We start from the raw sequence: 16,415 nt of genomic DNA on the forward strand, positions 1-16,415 counted from the left end.
AATATAAGGAATCGTTGAGGAAGTGCAGCTTAATTCTCGTCACAAATTAAAGAGGTCTATGCTTTAATAGCAAAGTAGATTCTATAAATCAGCAGGAGAGATGCCCATGAGATATCTAACGAAAGAATGGTATGAGCTTTGTCAGCAGACACATTTTCATTTTGGTTTAAGAGTACATAACGGAGCTTACGAGTTCGATGAAAATCTATTTTTAAGGCTGTATAAAAGAAAGGAAAAAGCGCATGTGAAACAGGAGCGAGAGTTATATAACTTGGACCCACGTTACATGCTGGAGCATGATGGTCAAGTACTTACTCGCGTAGACAAAGCTTTCGGTGAGGAAGAAGTGACAGAAGAGGATCAGATCGTATTTCACATGCAGCCAGAACAAAGAGCGCATATCGAGAAACTCATTGCAGAATATGATGTGCGTCCTCCGTTTGATGAGAAGAAATGCAAGGAAGAGTACAAAGAATCGATGGAGTCGAGTTTTCAATACAAGGCGGAACATCTGCCACAGGAAATCGTTGAACAAATTGCGGATATTCGTGTGTTTACTTTGGGATATTGCACGAGAGAGATACTACAGCAATTGAAGAAACAGAGTGCACACAATTGGAGACGTGTGGAACACACATCGAAAGAATTTAGAGAAGTGATGATGGCACAGAATATCCCCGATGAAATACATAGCCGGGTTCAATATCATGATTGTACGGTAACGGAACTGTTGACGATGGATGAAGTGGTTATTCGTTTTGACACCCGTGGGGGCTTCACCAATATAAATAAACTCACGCTGGTTGCACCCGAAATCATCAAGCAAGAGGGTGAGATTGTAGGCAGTTACTGGCTGTATCAAGAGCTGTATCGGATCGATAACGGATATGAACTTCATGTTCTATTTGATGGAGAGAATATGCCTGAGCTGATTGTTCGCTGTGCTGATATTCTTGCCGAAGAGGAAGAATGAGAGAGACCAAGAGGATGAATATGGAGGAAATAGAGATGGAATGGACCACCAGTACGTTTGGTTATCTATCTACTCACGTATTTGTCGTGGGCATTGCATGTTACTTCTTTCCTGATTTTCTATACAAAATATTTGTCCTGATGAGATATCGAAAAATTAAACCGAATTACGAGTTTGAGGATAACCCACCTAATAGTGATATCCCTAAACATATCGAAATAATATTAAAAGTACTAGGTACCATTATGGTGATCCTGGGGATTGTATGGTTTTGGTTTTCAGAAGAGTTTTACGACTTATTATTTTGACAGCAAGGAGTTGGACACCATTTTGGAATTTATCTGGGCTTTAGTGATCTCAATTATAAGTTTAATTGTCGTTCTTATCTTTGCTGCAATTGTACGTTATGCGATAGATTCATCCAAAACATCGCAAAAGCTGGATGTCCTAGTTAAAGAAGTGCACTATTTGAAAACTGAAATTAAAAAATTGCAACACCATAATCAGCAAGATGGTAGCAAGCATATTATTGATGAGAAAGTTTAGATGAACGACACGACTTGAAATTTTTCTAATAAGGGAACAGACCATGATGAAACCACAGGGAAAAGTACAAGCTGTTTTTATAGACAGAGATGGAACAATTGGTGGTACAGGTCATTTTATTCATCCGAGAGATTTCAGATTATACCCAAATGCTCAAGAAGCAATTATGCATTTGAAACGAGAAGGAATTATGGTACTGGCTTTTACGAATCAATATCGAATCTCACGTGGAGAAGCAAGTGTTGAGGATTTTGAAGAACAATTTCGCGAGTACGGATTCGATCACTCCTATATATGTCCACATGAGCAAGAATGCAGTTGCAGAAAGCCTAAACCCGGAATGTTATTACAAGCATCAGAGGAACTCGGTCTGGATTTATCCAAATGCATCGTTATTGGAGATGTAGGAGATACAGACATGCTTGCTGCCCATGCCGTAGGAGCGACCAAGATCATGGTGAGAACAGGCTGGGGGGAATCTTCATTAACCAAATTCAGAGACAAATGGATGGAGACCGAACCTGATTATATCGCAGAGGATATTTGGGATGCCGTACAATGGATCCTTCATGGAAGGGAATTCAGTAAATAAAAGACAGGAGGTAACGGTGTATGGGCATGTCAGACTATTACAAAAACCTCAGGGAAAAGATCGGCAACGAGCTTATTTTTATGCCGGGTGTAGCTGGGATTATCCGAAATGAACAAGGGGAGATTCTGTTCGGTCGTAAACATAACGAATCAACCTGGGGGTTGATTGCCGGAGCAATTGAGCTTGGTGAGACACCGGCTCAAGCGATGGCTAGAGAGGCACTGGAAGAGACAGGTCTAGTTGTTGAACCCGAGAAGATTATCGGAGTATACGGGGGTGAAGCAAGAAGGTTTACATACAGCAATGGTCATCAGGTTGAATATTTGACTATCGTATTTGAATGCAGGATCAAATCCGGGCAACTCACGCCCGATAATGAAGAGATGAAGGATCTGCAGTTTTTCTCCGAGGATCAGCTCCCAGCCATGGCAAACCAGTACCCAGATTATATTTTTAGCTCCAACCAAGAAGAACGTGCCCATTTTGAAAAATAATCCAACCCACTGTGCAACTGGAATTTAAACTCACCTTATCTTCAACAAATGAATCAAGATCCTAGTTATATGAGGGGAACCATATGTTATGTTAATTAATCCAACGATTAATGAGATCAATGACTTATTCAAGAGGCATTATATCAACGAAGAGATATCTGAAATTCAAAGTTTGTCAGGTACCACAGCTGGACGTGTTTATCGGTTGAGTACGGATCTGAACAGGAACTATATTCTGAAATCAGATGAACCCGAACAGATTCATATTGCCCAGCAGTTTTTGGATACGTATAAGAATTCTTCGTTACTGCCTGAAGTTTTGTTCACTGATCTGGATAACACTTATTTTATCTATACGTATATGGAAGGCACGACCCATTTCAATCGGGGACAGAAAAGAGACTGGTTAACTCGTCTCGTGAAAGAGCTGTTCAATACATATGTGCGTTCTTCAGATACGAAATCATGGGGCAGAATAGAGTTCCCACTGAGGACATGGAAAGAATTCAATCAGATTAGTATTCATGAGGCAAAAATGAATATCGGAAGTATTTTAACAACAGATGATTATAATCTGGTTCAATCCAAAGTGGATCGTCTCTTTCATGAGGAAGAAGAGAAGTTTCTTTTACATGGCGATACGGGGGTTCATAATTTTGTATATGATCAAAATGAACTCATCGGCGTCATTGATCCATCTCCAATGGTTGGACCTATCCTCTATGATTTCTTGTATGCTTTTAGCTCCTCGCCAGATGATATCAACACCGAAACATTATTTGCTACATTCGAACTTCTGGAAAAAGTAGATATGGATAAATCCAGATTAATAGAGGAAGCTCTGATCCATCTATATTGCCGAATTGGGCTGAGTAACAAACATCATCCGGATGATCTGCCTGAATACTTGAAGGCGTGGAATGAATGGAAACGACTATGTCAGGAATTTTGAGCTAGCAAAGTATTTACAGCTATCGCAAATGCCTTAGTTCAGACTATACAAGAAAGGAGAGATATCACAAGTTGGATAACAAAAATAGTTTGCATAGTCCGAATGCATGGACCTTCGATATACTTCATGGCGACTTACTTGCCAGTAAAGAACTTATCTATGACAAGTGTGGCTTTGGTTGCTCACAACCACATGAAGAAGCACAAAATGCTGAATATGGTGCATATGTGTTCACCATAAATTCTCTCTCCATTCGATTTCGCGTCGCCAAAACCACGCCAACCAAGATCGGACAATTTGTTACCCTATGGCAGCGGAGTGAGGATGGAACGACACAGCCATATGATGGATCAGATCCAGCAGATGTGTATGTCATTAGTACGCGCGCAGGCAGCCACTTTGGTCAATTTGTATTTCCAAAGCATGTATTGTTACAGCGAGATATCGTATCGGATCAAGGCAAAGGTGGCAAGCGCGCCATACGTGTATACCCGCCTTGGGACAAACCAACAAGTAAACAGGCTCTAAAAACGCAGCAATGGCAGCTGGAATACTTCCTGGAAGTACCTTTTACCGAACCGTTAAACTGTGATCAAGCCCGGGTACTTTTTGGACCCAGCGATTAAAGTAAGCGAAACAGTAGCCCAGCATCTCCAAACTCTTCTCCTCTGAATATCAGCTTTTCACCGATCTTTTTGGCATATCTCCTCTATTCGTTATTTCTCAGTACTGAAGCGTGTGCTATGTCCTCCATTTGTTAAAAATAGTGAACGTCAGTTCATTTAATTTTTTTGAAATTTGTGCTTGCCTTAATGTGAACATTAAGCCTTAGGATGTAAAAGAACCGGCCAAATGCATCCAAAAATGAACATAAAGGAGGAGTCAGCAGTATGGCTTTCTCGATAAAAGAAGCTTCGGAGCGGCTGGGTTGTCCTGCACATAAAATTCGTTACTACGAGAAGGAGGGACTGCTCCCTTACATTCAACGGGATCAACATGGAAATCGGATGTTCGAGGAAGAACATCTGGATTGGATGAGACTGATGTCTTGTTTCCGGGCAACGGGTATGAAGGTAGCTACACTGAAACATATGGTTAGTCTGGCGCTGGATGGTGATTCAACGATTCCACAACGGAAAGCGATCCTTCACGAATATAAAGATGAATTACATCGCCGCCAACTTGAAATTGCCGAAGCACTTGCAGCGGTGAATAACAAATTGACCATCTATGAAGACATAGAAACAGGAAAGCTACCTTCAGAGAGCAAGTTGCTAGATCAAATGGAAAGCATCGGCAAAGACTAATATTAACGGATGGAGAGATGGAGAATTGAAGCAAAGAGTACTGGGAAATAGCGATATCGTCGTATCTTCAATTGGACTGGGAATTATGGGCATGTCTCCAGGGATGTACGGCGAAACCAATGATGAGGAGTCAATAAAGACCATCCATCACGCGCTGGAGATTGGCGTTACACTGCTGGATACAGCTGATGTGTATGGTAATGGTCATAATGAAGAACTACTGGGGAAAGCGCTGAGAGGACGTCGCGATCAGGCCATTATTGCTACCAAATTTGCGTATACCCCAAACTATGAGACGTTGAATGGTCATCCGGATTACGTGAAAAAGGCTGTAGAAGCAAGTCTTCGCAGGCTGGACACCGACTATATTGATCTGTATTACCAACACAGGGTAGATCCTCAGATTCCGATTGAGGAAACGGTTGGCGCGATGGCTGACTTGGTTAAAGAGGGGAAAGTCCGCTGCCTTGGATTGTCCGAAGCATCGGCTTCCACTTTACGCCGTGCACACGCCGTTCATCCAATCTCTGCGTTGCAGAGCGAGTATTCCCTGTGGAGCAGGGATATTGAGGACGAGATTCTACCAACTGCGAGAGAACTGAATATTACCCATATTGCTTACAGTCCATTAAGCAGAGGGTTTATCACAGGTGAGATACGGAAATTCGAAGATTTGGATGTTAATGATCTGCGCAGATATATGCCGAGGTTCCAAGGAGACAATTTCGCCAAAAATATAGAAGTTGTGGATAAAATCAAAGAGATTGCGATGGAGAAGAGTTGCACGCCTGCACAATTGGCTTTAGCTTGGACAATGGCTAGTAACGCATTGCCGATTCCGGGAACGAAACGAATCAAATATTTGGAGGAAAACGCGAACGCTGCAACGATTGAACTGACACCTGATGACTTAGCCCGCATTGAAAAGGTAAGTCCTCAACATGAGGTCCATGGAACACGTTATATGAAAGAAATGATGACTCAGCTTAACGGGTAAAAATGAGGCAAAAAAGGAAGTATGATTTAGTGCTATATCCTGTATAATTTAGAGAACAATCAGGTTTGCATTTCTGTAGAGAATGAAGGATCTACGATTGGAAAATAAGGTATCCCTATTATGGGAGTGATTCTGCTGCCACTTTGAGTACTGGAGTGTGGTCATGATTGTATTGACATCAGCAATCGTAGTCACCGTCTTGATTCTGATCGTTATTCTGTTTCAGGTTGCGTTGGCAGTGGGTGTGCCATGGGGAGAGTACGCCATGGGTGGGAAGTTTCCCGGGAAATACCCCATCTCCATGCGTTTTGCCTGCATAGCTCAGATCGCAATATTGGCATTCATTGGGATCATTGTCCTGAGTAAATCAGGATTGCTTTTGCCAGGATGGTCTTCATTCTCAGATATCGCAATTTGGTTTATCGTTGGGTATTTGGTGCTGGGGACCATATTAAATCTGATCACGAGAAGTGTATGGGAACGAAGAATCTGGGCGCCCGTAACGTTGTTGATGCTGATAACCAGTATAATCATTGCCATTTCATAACAATGAGCAACAATAGAATATACTAAACGAGAGCCCTGGCATGTATGCCAAAGGGCTCTATGAATTACTGCCGTTCCTCATTTATACTAATGATAGTTTAACCCTACATAGAGAAGATCAACGGAGAGGAGCGGTTTTATTATGCCGATCTACTACTACCTTGTAGCAGTTTTATTAGTTGTAACAGCCTATTTGGTTCGACGTAAGCTCAAGATTTTCCGTCCAGCAGGAAGACGCAGAAAACAGACGAAAGTGACGTACAGACGAAAAAAAGCACCATTGAATCTTGGACTTCGAGAAGAAGTCTCTTATCAGCAAACCATTCTTCAATTGGAGAAGAGTTACAATAAGCATTTTGCCAATAAACTCAAGATCCGAATTCAACAGGAATATCCTCACATGAAAACGCTGGAGTATCGGTGGAAATTGATAGAGCTTAAGCGATATTTCATTATGGCTTCATTACTTAAGCAGGTGCCCATGTTCAGTGATGAAGTTGATGATTTGTGGCATGAGATGCTGATGTTTACGAAATCTTACGCTGATTTTTGTGCAGAATTCATGGGTTCCACGGTGCACCATGAGCCGGCAATCACCCGCCGCGAAACGCCAGGAGCACGTGCATGGTTTGATTGGGTGTACTGTCAATTATTTGAGTTCACCCCCTACAGTGCTGCAATCTGGGGTGATTTTTTCACTTACCCATTAACCAGTGATGTACAGAAGCTGATCGCACAGGGAGATCAATCTGAACTGGTGAATGAACTGTTTCATGCCAGACGCAAGCAGGAAGATCCTGAAGCTGCTCAGGTGATTGCCTACTTAATTGATCAACTACGTAGATCCGCAACGCTAAGTGAAGACGAGCTATCTCCAGCATTTTCCGGAAGTAGCGATGTAGCTCTCGTCATGGCTAGCGCCATGGTGTATTACTCCATGCATAACGAGGCGACATATGGGTTACACATGGGGCGGCTAGAACAGGAAATTCTTCCACAGGAAAAGGCAGCCTATGGTTCCTCGTCAAGCAGTGGCTGCACGAGCAGTTCCAGCTGTTATGCGGATCAATGTACAGACAATAGTAGTTCCTCGGGAGGATCTGGATCATCTTCCGACTTTTCTTGCAGCTCATCCAGCTGTTCATCTTGTGGTGGTGGCGGAGATTAATGAAGTATGAAGCTAGCGAATGAATGGAAAAAGAGAAGATGTCGATGATACAGCGGAATAACCTGTCAGAAAAGAAGGCAGGGATGTGTTCATCAAGCCGTAGGACATACCAAAAAATTATAAAAATCAAAAACAGGGCTTTCCCAGTGATGGGAATCAGCCCTGTTTTCATTTAGCAGTTTTTTTTTAGTAAACATTCAATGGTGATGATGTGCGTGGGCATCTGGTGCGTCGCCTTTGACCGTACATAATACCGAGGTATCATGCAGATGTTTTTCGGATTCCACTTGGAGCGTCACATGTTTGATTTCTTTATGTTCCAGCATATGTTCGATCTTCTGAACCAGGATCTCGGATGCATAGACATCCATCGTTCCATCCACCACGATATGTGCGGTCAGCGCATTCAGGTTACTGGTAATGGACCAGACATGCACATCGTGTACACCTTTGACCCCATCGACTTGTTTGATGGTCTGCACCAGTTCATTCACATCCACATTGGCTGGAGTGCCTTCCATCAAGATATGCAGGGATGATTTGGTGACATAGAACCCACTACGCAATACCAACGCCGCGACAATTACACTCGCAAGTGGATCGGCCCAACCCCAGCCAAAGAACATCATGAGCAGGGCTGCCGCAATGGCCCCAACGGATCCCAGCATGTCGCTGATGACATGGAGATAAGCACCGCGCATATTCAGATTATTTTCCGTATCGCTACCACGCATCATGATCCAGGCCACCAGAATATTAATGAGTAATCCAATGATGCTGATAATCAACATGCCTACCGTTGCAACCTCCGGCGGGTTGATGAAACGACCAATCGCTTCGTAGAAAATGTAGAGCGCAATGGCGATTAACGTGATTCCGTTTAACGTAGCGGCCAAAATTTCAAATCTTCTGTACCCGTACGTTTTGCCGGTATTCACCGCTTTTTCACCAAAGGTGAACGCCAGTAAAGCGATCCCGAGTGCAATGGAGTCAGATAGCATATGGCCTGCATCCGAGATAAGTGCGAGACTGTTGGTGATGAATCCACCAATGGCTTCGACGATCATATAGATGGTAATAATAATGAAGGAAAACAACAGGACTTTCTTGTTATTGGTGGTGTGAGCGTGGTTGTGTCCATGATCGTGCCCATGGTTGTGACTGTGATGATGTCCGGACATTTATATCCTCTCCTTTGGAGCGAGGCTCCTTTATGTAATATGATTTCTAGTGTGACTATAACTGAGCTTAAGCAATGTTTAATCGCCTACAAATGAATATATGAGCGCTTGTTCATATGTTATGGTTTTATTATAGTTGCGCCACATAATAGTGTCAACCAGATTCAAGAAAATATAAACATGTCCAAGGTGTCTCCATGCATGTGCTGGCGAATGAGATTGCTTTTATGCTACCATCTGTGCAGGATCAAAGTGAGATGTACTCGCTACATAGAAGGGCGGACAACGATATGAAACATCTGCTGCTGGCAGACGATGATGCCAATATTCGAGCACTTCTGCGGCATGTCATGACCAAGGAAGGGTATCGGGTTCATGAAGCGCAGGATGGATTGGAAGCGGTCAGACTGATGCAAGAAACGCCGATTGATCTGGCGATCCTCGATGTGATGATGCCCGGCATGGACGGACTGGAGTTATGCGATTTCATTCGGCAGCATTACGACATTCCTATCATGCTACTGACGGCACGAGATCAGCTATCCGATAAGAGAGATGGTTATTTGAAAGGAACAGATGAATATGTGACCAAGCCATTTGAACCGGAAGAGTTAGTCTATCGGGTAAAGGCGTTATTTCGTCGGTACCATCGCACATCCAGCGATATTATCCGTATGAACCGGATCGTCATTGACCGTAACAATGTGGAGGTTACGGACGGGCAATCCATTCTCTTTTTGCCGATGAAAGAATTTGAATTACTCTCACAGCTTGCCCAGTATCCGGGCCGTTTGTTCTCGCGGGATGAGCTCATTCGGCTCGTATGGGGAGCGGATTACGAAGGAGATGACCGTACCGTTGATGTGCACATCAAGCGGCTGCGTGATCGTTTTGCCGATTATACTGACGATTTCATCATCCAGACTGTACGGGGCATTGGTTACAAGATGGAGGTGAAAACACCTTGAGGACCTTGTATGTCCGGGTATTCCTCATTACGATTGGAGTGATTATGGTCAGTGGCATATTGGGTTTTCTTATGTCGAATATCTACTATCATACGAAGCTCAAGGATTTCAATGACGAGAAGCTGGTGGGCATCGCGACGCAAATGAAGCAATTTGTGGAACAGCAACCTGGCACGATGGAGGATTATCTGAACAATGCCGCCGCACTCGGGTATGAAATCTATGTGACGGATGGAAAAGGCAGCGACCGATTCTATGGCCGCGAATTCCGTGAGAAAGATCTGGATAAGCAAGCTGTAGAACTGGTACTAAATGGTGAGGTGTACCATGGCGTCGCCCAGTTTCCAAGCAAACCGTTCATTACCGGTTTCTTCGATAATCAATTAAGCAATACCGTGGGTGTTCATCTACAGTTGGGCAATGCGAATTACGCTCTCTTTATGCGCCCGGATGTAATTCTGCAATTCGGTGAGCTGCGAATCTTTTTTGCATTGATTGGAGCATTGACGATAGGCATTAGTATCCTGATCTTTCTGATCAGTACCCGCTATCTGGTCAATCCGATTGAACGTCTATCCGAGGCGACCAAGCGCATTGCTCAAGGAAAATATAATCTGAAATTGCCTACCGCAAGGCGGGATGAGATTGGACAACTGGCACAGCATTTCATGACCATGAGTCGTGAATTGGAAAGGGTAGATCAGGCGCGACAGCAGTTTGTATCGAATGTATCGCATGAGATTCAATCACCGCTGACCTCGATTCAGGGTTTTGCCCAATTGGTGGCGGATCGGGATCTGCCTGAACAGGAACGGGAGCACTATGCATCAATCATTGAGGAGGAGAGCCGCCATCTCTCCTTGCTCAGCAAACAACTGCTTCTCCTGTCCTCTCTTGAACAAGGTAACGAAGATCTGTCCAAAGTAAAGTTCTCTTTGCGAGATCAATTCAGGCAAGCGGTTCAGGTGCTGCAATGGCAACTCGAAGAAAAAGAACTTCTGCTTCGGATATCGGTGCCCGAATCCATCCAGCTGGTTGGCAATGAAGTGCTGCTCATGCAGGTGTGGATGAATCTACTGGGCAATGCGGTGAACCATCTACCACAGGGAAGAAGCATCGAGATTCATGCCGAGCAGACAGATAACCAGTGTGTGATTCAGATTCGGGATACAGGAGACGGGATTGCTGCGGAGCATCTGCCTTTCCTGTTTGATCGATTCTATCGGGTGGATCGTGCGAGGGAACGTTCTTCCGGCAGAACTGGACTTGGACTTGCCATCGTACAGAAAATTATCCGAATTCATGACGGTACAATCGAGGTTTCCAGTTCACCTGAGGGTACGGTCTTCACCGTGACACTTCCGCAGATGTAATCTGTTATTCATTTGCCGTTCATTTTCGCCTCCTATACTTGGGTTATCAAGAGGGAGGTCACAGAACATGTACTTGGCTATTCGGGAAATGAGGTATGCCAAAGGGCGCTATGCCTTAATCGCTACAATCATGGTGCTGGTTTCATTTCTGGTACTGTTTATTACAGGTCTTGCACAGGGGCTGGCGTATGATAACGCAGCTTCGGTCAAAAATATGGCAGCAACCCACTTTGTGCTGGAGCAGGATTCGAATCATCGGTTTACCCGGTCACAAGTGGATCAGGATCAGCTTAATCAAGCACGCTCCGTGGTAGGGCAAGAGAACGCGGAGCCACTAGGTGTGAAAATGACCACTGTTAGTCCAACCGGCGACACAAAAAAGATCGATGTCACGTTGTTCATGGTAAATCAGGAGGGTTGGCTTGCTCCAACCGTTACCGAAGGAACTCCTATTACAGATCAAACAAACGGGCAGGTTGTGGTAGATCATAAGTTGTCTGAATCTGGCGTCACGATTGGCACTGTTCTCGTCGATCAAGCTTCGGGAGCGGAGTGGACCGTTGGTGGATTTGTACAAAATGAGTCCTTCAGTCACTCCCCAGTGGTGTTCCTGAATGAACAGGAATGGCTTACGCTTCAAGGAGGTTCACGAACTTCGCAAGGTTCAGCAGACACCAATGCCAATGCTCCGATATACAATGCTATTGCGATTAAGGATGGGGGCGATCAGGTAGACCGCTTGAGTACTGCAATGCCTAATACGGAAGTCATCACAAAGTCGGATGCCGTATCGGCTATTCCTGGATATAAGGAAGAACAGGGATCGTTGCTCATGATGATCGCTTTTCTATATGTCATCTCGGCGTTTGTGCTTGCGGTATTCTTCTACGTTATCACGATTCAGAAAACAAGTCAGTTCGGCATATTAAAAGCGATCGGAACCCGGAATGGTTATCTGGCAGGTAGTGTTTCGTTACAAGTATTGGTTCTGTCGGTTGGCAGTTTGGTGATCAGCGTGCTGTTGGTTCGACTGTTCGAGTCCATCTTGCCAGCATCGATGCCGTTTCAATTAGGTTTATCCACCCTCGCTCTGACCTGTGTGTTATTCATACTCATGTCTGTGGCTGGTTCATTATTCTCGGTGTGGAAGGTTACCAAAATTGATGCACTTGATGCGATTGGGAGGACTGCAGCATGAGAAACCGATTGGTATTGCAGGGAATTACACAGACCTTTGAAGATGGCGGCAGCAAACGCGTGATTCTGGACAAACTGGACCTTGAAGTAGCAGAAGGGGAACTAGTGGCTGTGATGGGGCCTTCCGGCTCGGGCAAAAGTACATTCCTGTCCATTGCTGGTGCACTTCTTGAACCTACGGAGGGGCAGGTTCTACTGGATGGGGCTTCTATTATGGGCAAAAGCAAACAAGATATATCCGATATGCGGCTTCAGCAGCTTGGTTTTATATTTCAAAGTGCCAACCTCATTCCGTATCTGAAAGTAGAAGAACAACTGATGGTGGTCGCGAAACTCGCCGGAACGGATAAAAGCAAGGCGGAGAAACGTGTCAATGCGCTGTTGGATACGGTAGGCTTGACCCATCGGCGGAAGGCGTATGCGGAGAAGCTGTCTGGCGGGGAACGTCAGCGGGTCGCCATTGCACGGGCGTTGATGAACGATCCGGCTGTCCTGCTCGCGGATGAACCAACAGCCAGCCTGGATGCGGAACGTGGACTGGATATTGTCGGCATGATTGCACGGCTCGTGAAAGAGCAGGGCAAGAGTGCAGTGATGGTTACACATGATGAGCGGATCTTGCCGCTCTGTAGCAGGGTTCTTTTTTTGGAAAACGGAAAACTGGTGCAGCATTAGACGATTAGGTGAATTTGTCAGGAACGGAACGATCTGATGTGGTTAAGGACGAGAAGGTCATGTGTTTCCTCAAGGGGAAGGTGGCCTTCTTTCTTCATTTTCATCTATAATTGGGAGAAGTATATAGATGAGAGATTTTATTTTACATAGAGAGGAACGGTGCGGATGAGCAGCTTGAATGCAGAACAATTCCCGGCGCTGAGCACGTCAATTCATTGGGGAATTATTGAGGCAGAGTTCAGATTAAACAACATTGTAGATGAAACGCTGGTGAGCAATATTAGCATCATTCCGTTTGTCGGGGATCAATGTGTTGTTTTCCAACTGGATAATGGAGCTTGGGAGCTTCCTGGGGGTACGCTTGAAGCGGGTGAGCATTACATGGATGGACTGAAGCGCGAATTGATGGAGGAACTTGGGGCTGAAATGCGGTCCTATCAGATTTTTGGCCAATTCTATTGCGCATCCAGTGCGTTGAAACCGTATCGACCGCATATCCCGCATCCCCATTTTGTACGAATCATCGGATATGGAGACGTTGAACTTGTTGGTGATCCGCTGAATCCGGAGGATGGAGAGCAGGTGGTTGCGGTGGAAGTCGTAGAGATTGATGAGGCGATCCGAAGATTCCAGGAACAGAACAGATATGACATTGCGGAGATGTACAAACTGGCTCATATGCTGCGAGAAGAAGCTAAATAGTCAGGCAAGGACCAGATGATCTAATTCCGATATCTTACGGAGGTAATGATGATTCGAGATAAAATTAACGAGCTGCTGGATGCATTACCCGAAATGGAACTGAACCGAGCATATTGGGGGATTGAGCGTATCCATCAGGAATATATGTTCAAGAAGAATTTGCAGGGTAAAGGGGTTGTCGTGTCCGAACTGTATGAGGAATCCGAAGGGATTGTACAGCAATGGGACAGCGTGTTTGCCCATAATATCGATGATGTGGTCAAAGAGTCTATCCATTATAGTGAGTACAAGTGGCATTTGTTCAGTTATGAACAACAGAAATGTCGGACACATGATCAAGCACGAGATGCTTTCAATGCCGAGCCGAAAGATGAAGTATATGTGATGTATGAAAGTGGGGGTTGGGTGCTTTTATACGAAAACGCGAATCGGATTATTGCAGCGGATTTTGATTCGGAGCAGGATATCTATATCTTCGACCGAGCGTTTACATGGACGTACGTGCATACGCACGAATCCATGTGTGGCCCTTATTTTTATAAAATGGAACAAGCATGATTTTGAACAAAAAAAAGATAACAACGTATTAAATAAAATTTGCCTTGGGAGTGATATCTAATGCAGGAACTTTTTAAGAAGATCATCAAAACAGAAGTCAAACCCGTATTTGCCAAACACGGTTATTCCAAGAAAAATCTGAATTTCTACAAAGCGGATGGAAACCTCGCATATAAGTTCAACATTCAAAGAGCAAAGTATAACACCAGTCGTCAAGTCCAGTTTTATGTTAATTGTGGTGTTCATTCCACCGAACTTGCGGAGTTGCATTCCGTTGGATTGAATGGAGACATATTGGAGTACATATCTCATTTTACCTGCCGAATCAGAGCAATAGCCCCTTCCGCTCCGGCCCACTATACCTTAACGCCTGATATCGATCCGGAAGCTTTATCGAAAGAACTGGTGTCACATTTGGAAGAGGGCATGTCATTCCTGCACTCGCTAACAGGGGCCAGAGATATAGTCCATTATTATATGGACAAGACAGCGCTACATTTAAGCGAAGTAACCTTCCGCTTCCTGCTAAAAGCCGGTGATACGGAAGAAGCCAAGCATTATTTACAGCAACTGCACGCCAAATACGGAGCCGAAAAGCGCTGGACGATATTAGAAAAGAAATATGCAGCCGTTTTTGCCGAGTACGGATTATAGGCTTTGCTCCAGACAAATAGCCAAAATGAGAGGGGATAACATATGAACGATACTCAATATAATTTAAATTTTGAGAAACTGTGTAATGAATTACAGCTTGGTGAATTGATCAGTTCGCCCAAACCGATTTCAGGTGGACTTCTTCATCGAATGTACGCCATTGAAACGACGCAAGCTAATTATGCAGTTAAGGCATTGAATCCCCAGATCATGATAAGACCTACTGCTGTGCAAAATTATATTGATTCAGAAAAAATCGCAAGCGTGGCAGCTGAACATATCCATGCTCAACCTGCAAAAAGGTTAAAGGGTGCTTCTATGCATAACATTGATAATCAATTCTATCTAATTTTTGATTGGATTGAGGGGCAACGCTTGGAACAAGATGAAGTTACTATCAATAACAGTTCTCTGATGGGAACGATCCTTGCAGATATTCATAAAACGGATTTTAGACAACTAGAATTGCATAGTTCACAGGTGACTAATTCTAAAAAAATAGATTGGATGTTTTATCTGAACAAAGGAAAAAATGAGAATTCGGAATGGATTGAGATTTTGAATTCCAGTATGGATAAGCTATATGAGTGGAGCATGAAGGCTAAGAAGTCATCTTCAATGTTAGCATCTGAGAATGTTATTAGTCACAGAGATCTGGAGCCTAAGAATGTGATGTGGAGACAAGACATACCTATTATTATCGATTGGGAATCGGCAGGTTATATTAATCCTATGCATGATCTGGTAGAAACAGCTGTGTATTGGTCAGTAGATAACTCCGGAAGTATAAACAAGGAAAAGTTCTTGGCTTTTATAGCTGGATATGAGAAGCAAGTGGGGAGTCTAACCGCCAATTGGGATGTGGTTCTGGATAATGGTTTTGCTGGAAAGTTGGACTGGCTCGAATATAGTCTTAAACGGTCACTGTGGATTGAATGTACGGACATAGAGGAACAGTTAGTAGGAACATCACAAGTCATTTGGACTTTAGAGGCTCTAAAACAATACGAAAATATGATTTCAGATATTAAGAACTGGTTGAATACTTGATTCAGGAGGGGATGCCATATGGCCAACGATAAAGGAACACTCAGAACATGCGAACAAGGCCATTCGTATTATAAAAAAAGTGATTGCCTAACCTGTCCGACATGCGAAGCTGAACGTAAACCGACAGAAGGATTTCTAGCCTTGCTGTCAGCTCCCGCCAGACGTGCCTTGGAGAATGAAGGCATTACGACACTACTGCAACTTGCGGATTACACAGAGAAAGAAATCCTGAAACTACACGGAATCGGACCATCTGCCATGCCTAAACTTCGAAACGCATTGGAAGAAGAGGGATTGTCTTTTAAGAAATAACCCTCTTCATGTGGTTTCACTAATCCAAACCAGAAGCAGAAGTAATCTCCTCCATCGTTACCCGATACAACAAGTTACCTTCACTAAGTAGCAGACGATGTTGACGAAAATCCTGCCGTACCTGCTTGAAGGGCTGATCATCTTCATTTAGCAAATCAATCTTCTGCCCC

22 protein-coding genes are annotated in these 16,415 nt (G+C 44.0%); 20 read left to right on the forward strand and 2 right to left on the reverse strand.

Features of this window, described 5'->3' with window-relative positions; all coding sequences use genetic code 11:
* The first annotated feature begins 106 nt into the window (after positions 1-106).
* The 11 genes from ACE04G_RS13100 (at position 107) to ACE04G_RS13150 (ending at position 7,575) form a co-directional block, all read left to right on the forward strand.
* Positions 107-973 carry a DUF4085 domain-containing protein gene (locus ACE04G_RS13100; RefSeq protein ID WP_260632872.1) on the forward strand — a complete coding sequence of 289 codons (867 nt, stop codon included), beginning with the start codon at positions 107-109 and terminating at the stop codon, positions 971-973.
* Between the two features lie 35 nt (positions 974-1,008).
* Positions 1,009-1,281 (forward strand): hypothetical protein, encoded by a 273-nt coding sequence (locus ACE04G_RS13105; RefSeq protein ID WP_339307446.1) that lies wholly within the window; start codon positions 1,009-1,011, stop codon positions 1,279-1,281.
* Positions 1,282-1,303: 22 nt separating this feature from the next.
* Positions 1,304-1,519, forward strand: coding sequence for a hypothetical protein (locus tag ACE04G_RS13110; protein ID WP_339307448.1), 216 nt, complete (start codon positions 1,304-1,306; stop codon positions 1,517-1,519).
* Positions 1,520-1,562: 43 nt separating this feature from the next.
* Positions 1,563-2,111: an HAD-IIIA family hydrolase gene (locus ACE04G_RS13115; protein WP_339307450.1), complete on the forward strand. Its 549-nt coding sequence runs from the start codon at positions 1,563-1,565 to the stop codon at positions 2,109-2,111.
* A 20-nt stretch (positions 2,112-2,131) separates the two neighbouring features.
* Complete coding sequence (locus ACE04G_RS13120) at positions 2,132-2,605, forward strand: NUDIX domain-containing protein (protein WP_339307452.1); 474 nt, start codon at positions 2,132-2,134, stop codon at positions 2,603-2,605.
* An 88-nt stretch (positions 2,606-2,693) separates the two neighbouring features.
* Positions 2,694-3,557, forward strand: coding sequence for an aminoglycoside phosphotransferase family protein (locus ACE04G_RS13125; RefSeq protein WP_339307454.1), 864 nt, complete (start codon positions 2,694-2,696; stop codon positions 3,555-3,557).
* 71 nt (positions 3,558-3,628) lie between these two features.
* Entirely contained in the window at positions 3,629-4,183 is a 555-nt protein-coding gene (locus tag ACE04G_RS13130; RefSeq protein ID WP_449004187.1) for a MepB family protein, read from the forward strand.
* A gap of 264 nt (positions 4,184-4,447) precedes the next feature.
* Entirely contained in the window at positions 4,448-4,864 is a 417-nt protein-coding gene (locus ACE04G_RS13135; RefSeq protein ID WP_449004186.1) for a MerR family transcriptional regulator, read from the forward strand.
* A 25-nt stretch (positions 4,865-4,889) separates the two neighbouring features.
* Positions 4,890-5,861 carry an aldo/keto reductase gene (locus ACE04G_RS13140; protein WP_449004185.1) on the forward strand — a complete coding sequence of 324 codons (972 nt, stop codon included), beginning with the start codon at positions 4,890-4,892 and terminating at the stop codon, positions 5,859-5,861.
* Between the two features lie 163 nt (positions 5,862-6,024).
* Positions 6,025-6,408, forward strand: a complete 384-nt coding sequence (locus tag ACE04G_RS13145; protein WP_339183204.1) for a hypothetical protein — start codon at positions 6,025-6,027, stop codon at positions 6,406-6,408.
* Positions 6,409-6,549: 141 nt separating this feature from the next.
* Positions 6,550-7,575, forward strand: a complete 1,026-nt coding sequence (locus ACE04G_RS13150; RefSeq protein WP_339183207.1) for a glycine-rich domain-containing protein — start codon at positions 6,550-6,552, stop codon at positions 7,573-7,575.
* A gap of 197 nt (positions 7,576-7,772) precedes the next feature.
* Here the strand turns inward: ACE04G_RS13150 and ACE04G_RS13155 are convergent, their stop codons facing one another.
* On the reverse strand, positions 7,773-8,756 hold the full coding sequence (locus tag ACE04G_RS13155) for a cation diffusion facilitator family transporter (protein ID WP_221822653.1): 984 nt from the start codon (positions 8,754-8,756) through the stop codon (positions 7,773-7,775).
* Positions 8,757-9,046: 290 nt separating this feature from the next.
* Here ACE04G_RS13155 and ACE04G_RS13160 point away from each other — a divergent pair, with 290 nt between their 5' ends.
* The 9 genes from ACE04G_RS13160 to ACE04G_RS13200 all read left to right on the forward strand — a co-directional run bounded on the left by ACE04G_RS13160 (position 9,047) and on the right by ACE04G_RS13200 (position 16,245).
* Positions 9,047-9,724, forward strand: coding sequence for a response regulator transcription factor (locus tag ACE04G_RS13160; protein WP_449004283.1), 678 nt, complete (start codon positions 9,047-9,049; stop codon positions 9,722-9,724).
* Positions 9,721-11,097, forward strand: a complete 1,377-nt coding sequence (locus tag ACE04G_RS13165; RefSeq protein ID WP_449004184.1) for a sensor histidine kinase — start codon at positions 9,721-9,723, stop codon at positions 11,095-11,097. The genes ACE04G_RS13160 and ACE04G_RS13165 overlap by 4 nt, the downstream gene beginning before the upstream one ends.
* A gap of 67 nt (positions 11,098-11,164) precedes the next feature.
* Entirely contained in the window at positions 11,165-12,295 is a 1,131-nt protein-coding gene (locus tag ACE04G_RS13170; protein ID WP_449004183.1) for an ABC transporter permease, read from the forward strand.
* Positions 12,292-12,969, forward strand: a complete 678-nt coding sequence (locus ACE04G_RS13175) for an ABC transporter ATP-binding protein (protein WP_449004182.1) — start codon at positions 12,292-12,294, stop codon at positions 12,967-12,969. Before ACE04G_RS13170 ends, ACE04G_RS13175 begins: the two co-directional genes overlap by 4 nt.
* 165 nt (positions 12,970-13,134) lie before the next feature.
* Positions 13,135-13,671, forward strand: coding sequence for an NUDIX hydrolase (locus ACE04G_RS13180; protein ID WP_449004181.1), 537 nt, complete (start codon positions 13,135-13,137; stop codon positions 13,669-13,671).
* Positions 13,672-13,716: 45 nt separating this feature from the next.
* Entirely contained in the window at positions 13,717-14,229 is a 513-nt protein-coding gene (locus ACE04G_RS13185) for a DUF4275 family protein (RefSeq protein ID WP_260632874.1), read from the forward strand.
* Positions 14,230-14,289: 60 nt separating this feature from the next.
* Positions 14,290-14,883, forward strand: a complete 594-nt coding sequence (locus tag ACE04G_RS13190) for a DUF4304 domain-containing protein (protein ID WP_221822664.1) — start codon at positions 14,290-14,292, stop codon at positions 14,881-14,883.
* Between the two features lie 42 nt (positions 14,884-14,925).
* Complete coding sequence (locus tag ACE04G_RS13195) at positions 14,926-15,933, forward strand: phosphotransferase (protein WP_339183217.1); 1,008 nt, start codon at positions 14,926-14,928, stop codon at positions 15,931-15,933.
* A gap of 18 nt (positions 15,934-15,951) precedes the next feature.
* Positions 15,952-16,245, forward strand: coding sequence for an RNA polymerase alpha subunit C-terminal domain-containing protein (locus ACE04G_RS13200; protein WP_221822667.1), 294 nt, complete (start codon positions 15,952-15,954; stop codon positions 16,243-16,245).
* Between the two features lie 19 nt (positions 16,246-16,264).
* On the opposite strand, the gene ACE04G_RS13205 is transcribed toward ACE04G_RS13200, so the two are convergent.
* Positions 16,265-16,399: a hypothetical protein gene (locus ACE04G_RS13205; protein ID WP_449004180.1), complete on the reverse strand. Its 135-nt coding sequence runs from the start codon at positions 16,397-16,399 to the stop codon at positions 16,265-16,267.
* Positions 16,400-16,415 lie beyond the last annotated feature (16 nt).

Source organism: Paenibacillus sp. AGC31 (assembly GCF_057334655.1).

What these genes read in the sequence shown, in the direction of transcription:
- ACE04G_RS13100 (WP_260632872.1), top strand. Translation starts at nt 107, where the DNA reads ATGAGATATCTAACGAAAGAATGGTATGAGCTTTGTCAGCAGACACAT.
- ACE04G_RS13105 (WP_339307446.1), top strand. Translation starts at nt 1,009, where the DNA reads ATGGAATGGACCACCAGTACGTTTGGTTATCTATCTACTCACGTATTT.
- ACE04G_RS13115 (WP_339307450.1), top strand. Translation starts at nt 1,563, where the DNA reads ATGATGAAACCACAGGGAAAAGTACAAGCTGTTTTTATAGACAGAGAT.
- ACE04G_RS13120 (WP_339307452.1), top strand. Translation starts at nt 2,132, where the DNA reads ATGGGCATGTCAGACTATTACAAAAACCTCAGGGAAAAGATCGGCAAC.
- ACE04G_RS13125 (WP_339307454.1), top strand. Translation starts at nt 2,694, where the DNA reads ATGTTAATTAATCCAACGATTAATGAGATCAATGACTTATTCAAGAGG.
- ACE04G_RS13135 (WP_449004186.1), top strand. Translation starts at nt 4,448, where the DNA reads ATGGCTTTCTCGATAAAAGAAGCTTCGGAGCGGCTGGGTTGTCCTGCA.
- ACE04G_RS13145 (WP_339183204.1), top strand. Translation starts at nt 6,025, where the DNA reads ATGATTGTATTGACATCAGCAATCGTAGTCACCGTCTTGATTCTGATC.
- ACE04G_RS13150 (WP_339183207.1), top strand. Translation starts at nt 6,550, where the DNA reads ATGCCGATCTACTACTACCTTGTAGCAGTTTTATTAGTTGTAACAGCC.
- ACE04G_RS13155 (WP_221822653.1), bottom strand. Translation starts at nt 8,756, where the DNA reads ATGTCCGGACATCATCACAGTCACAACCATGGGCACGATCATGGACAC.
- ACE04G_RS13160 (WP_449004283.1), top strand. Translation starts at nt 9,047, where the DNA reads ATGAAACATCTGCTGCTGGCAGACGATGATGCCAATATTCGAGCACTT.
- ACE04G_RS13170 (WP_449004183.1), top strand. Translation starts at nt 11,165, where the DNA reads ATGTACTTGGCTATTCGGGAAATGAGGTATGCCAAAGGGCGCTATGCC.
- ACE04G_RS13175 (WP_449004182.1), top strand. Translation starts at nt 12,292, where the DNA reads ATGAGAAACCGATTGGTATTGCAGGGAATTACACAGACCTTTGAAGAT.
- ACE04G_RS13180 (WP_449004181.1), top strand. Translation starts at nt 13,135, where the DNA reads ATGAGCAGCTTGAATGCAGAACAATTCCCGGCGCTGAGCACGTCAATT.
- ACE04G_RS13185 (WP_260632874.1), top strand. Translation starts at nt 13,717, where the DNA reads ATGATGATTCGAGATAAAATTAACGAGCTGCTGGATGCATTACCCGAA.
- ACE04G_RS13190 (WP_221822664.1), top strand. Translation starts at nt 14,290, where the DNA reads ATGCAGGAACTTTTTAAGAAGATCATCAAAACAGAAGTCAAACCCGTA.
- ACE04G_RS13195 (WP_339183217.1), top strand. Translation starts at nt 14,926, where the DNA reads ATGAACGATACTCAATATAATTTAAATTTTGAGAAACTGTGTAATGAA.
- ACE04G_RS13200 (WP_221822667.1), top strand. Translation starts at nt 15,952, where the DNA reads ATGGCCAACGATAAAGGAACACTCAGAACATGCGAACAAGGCCATTCG.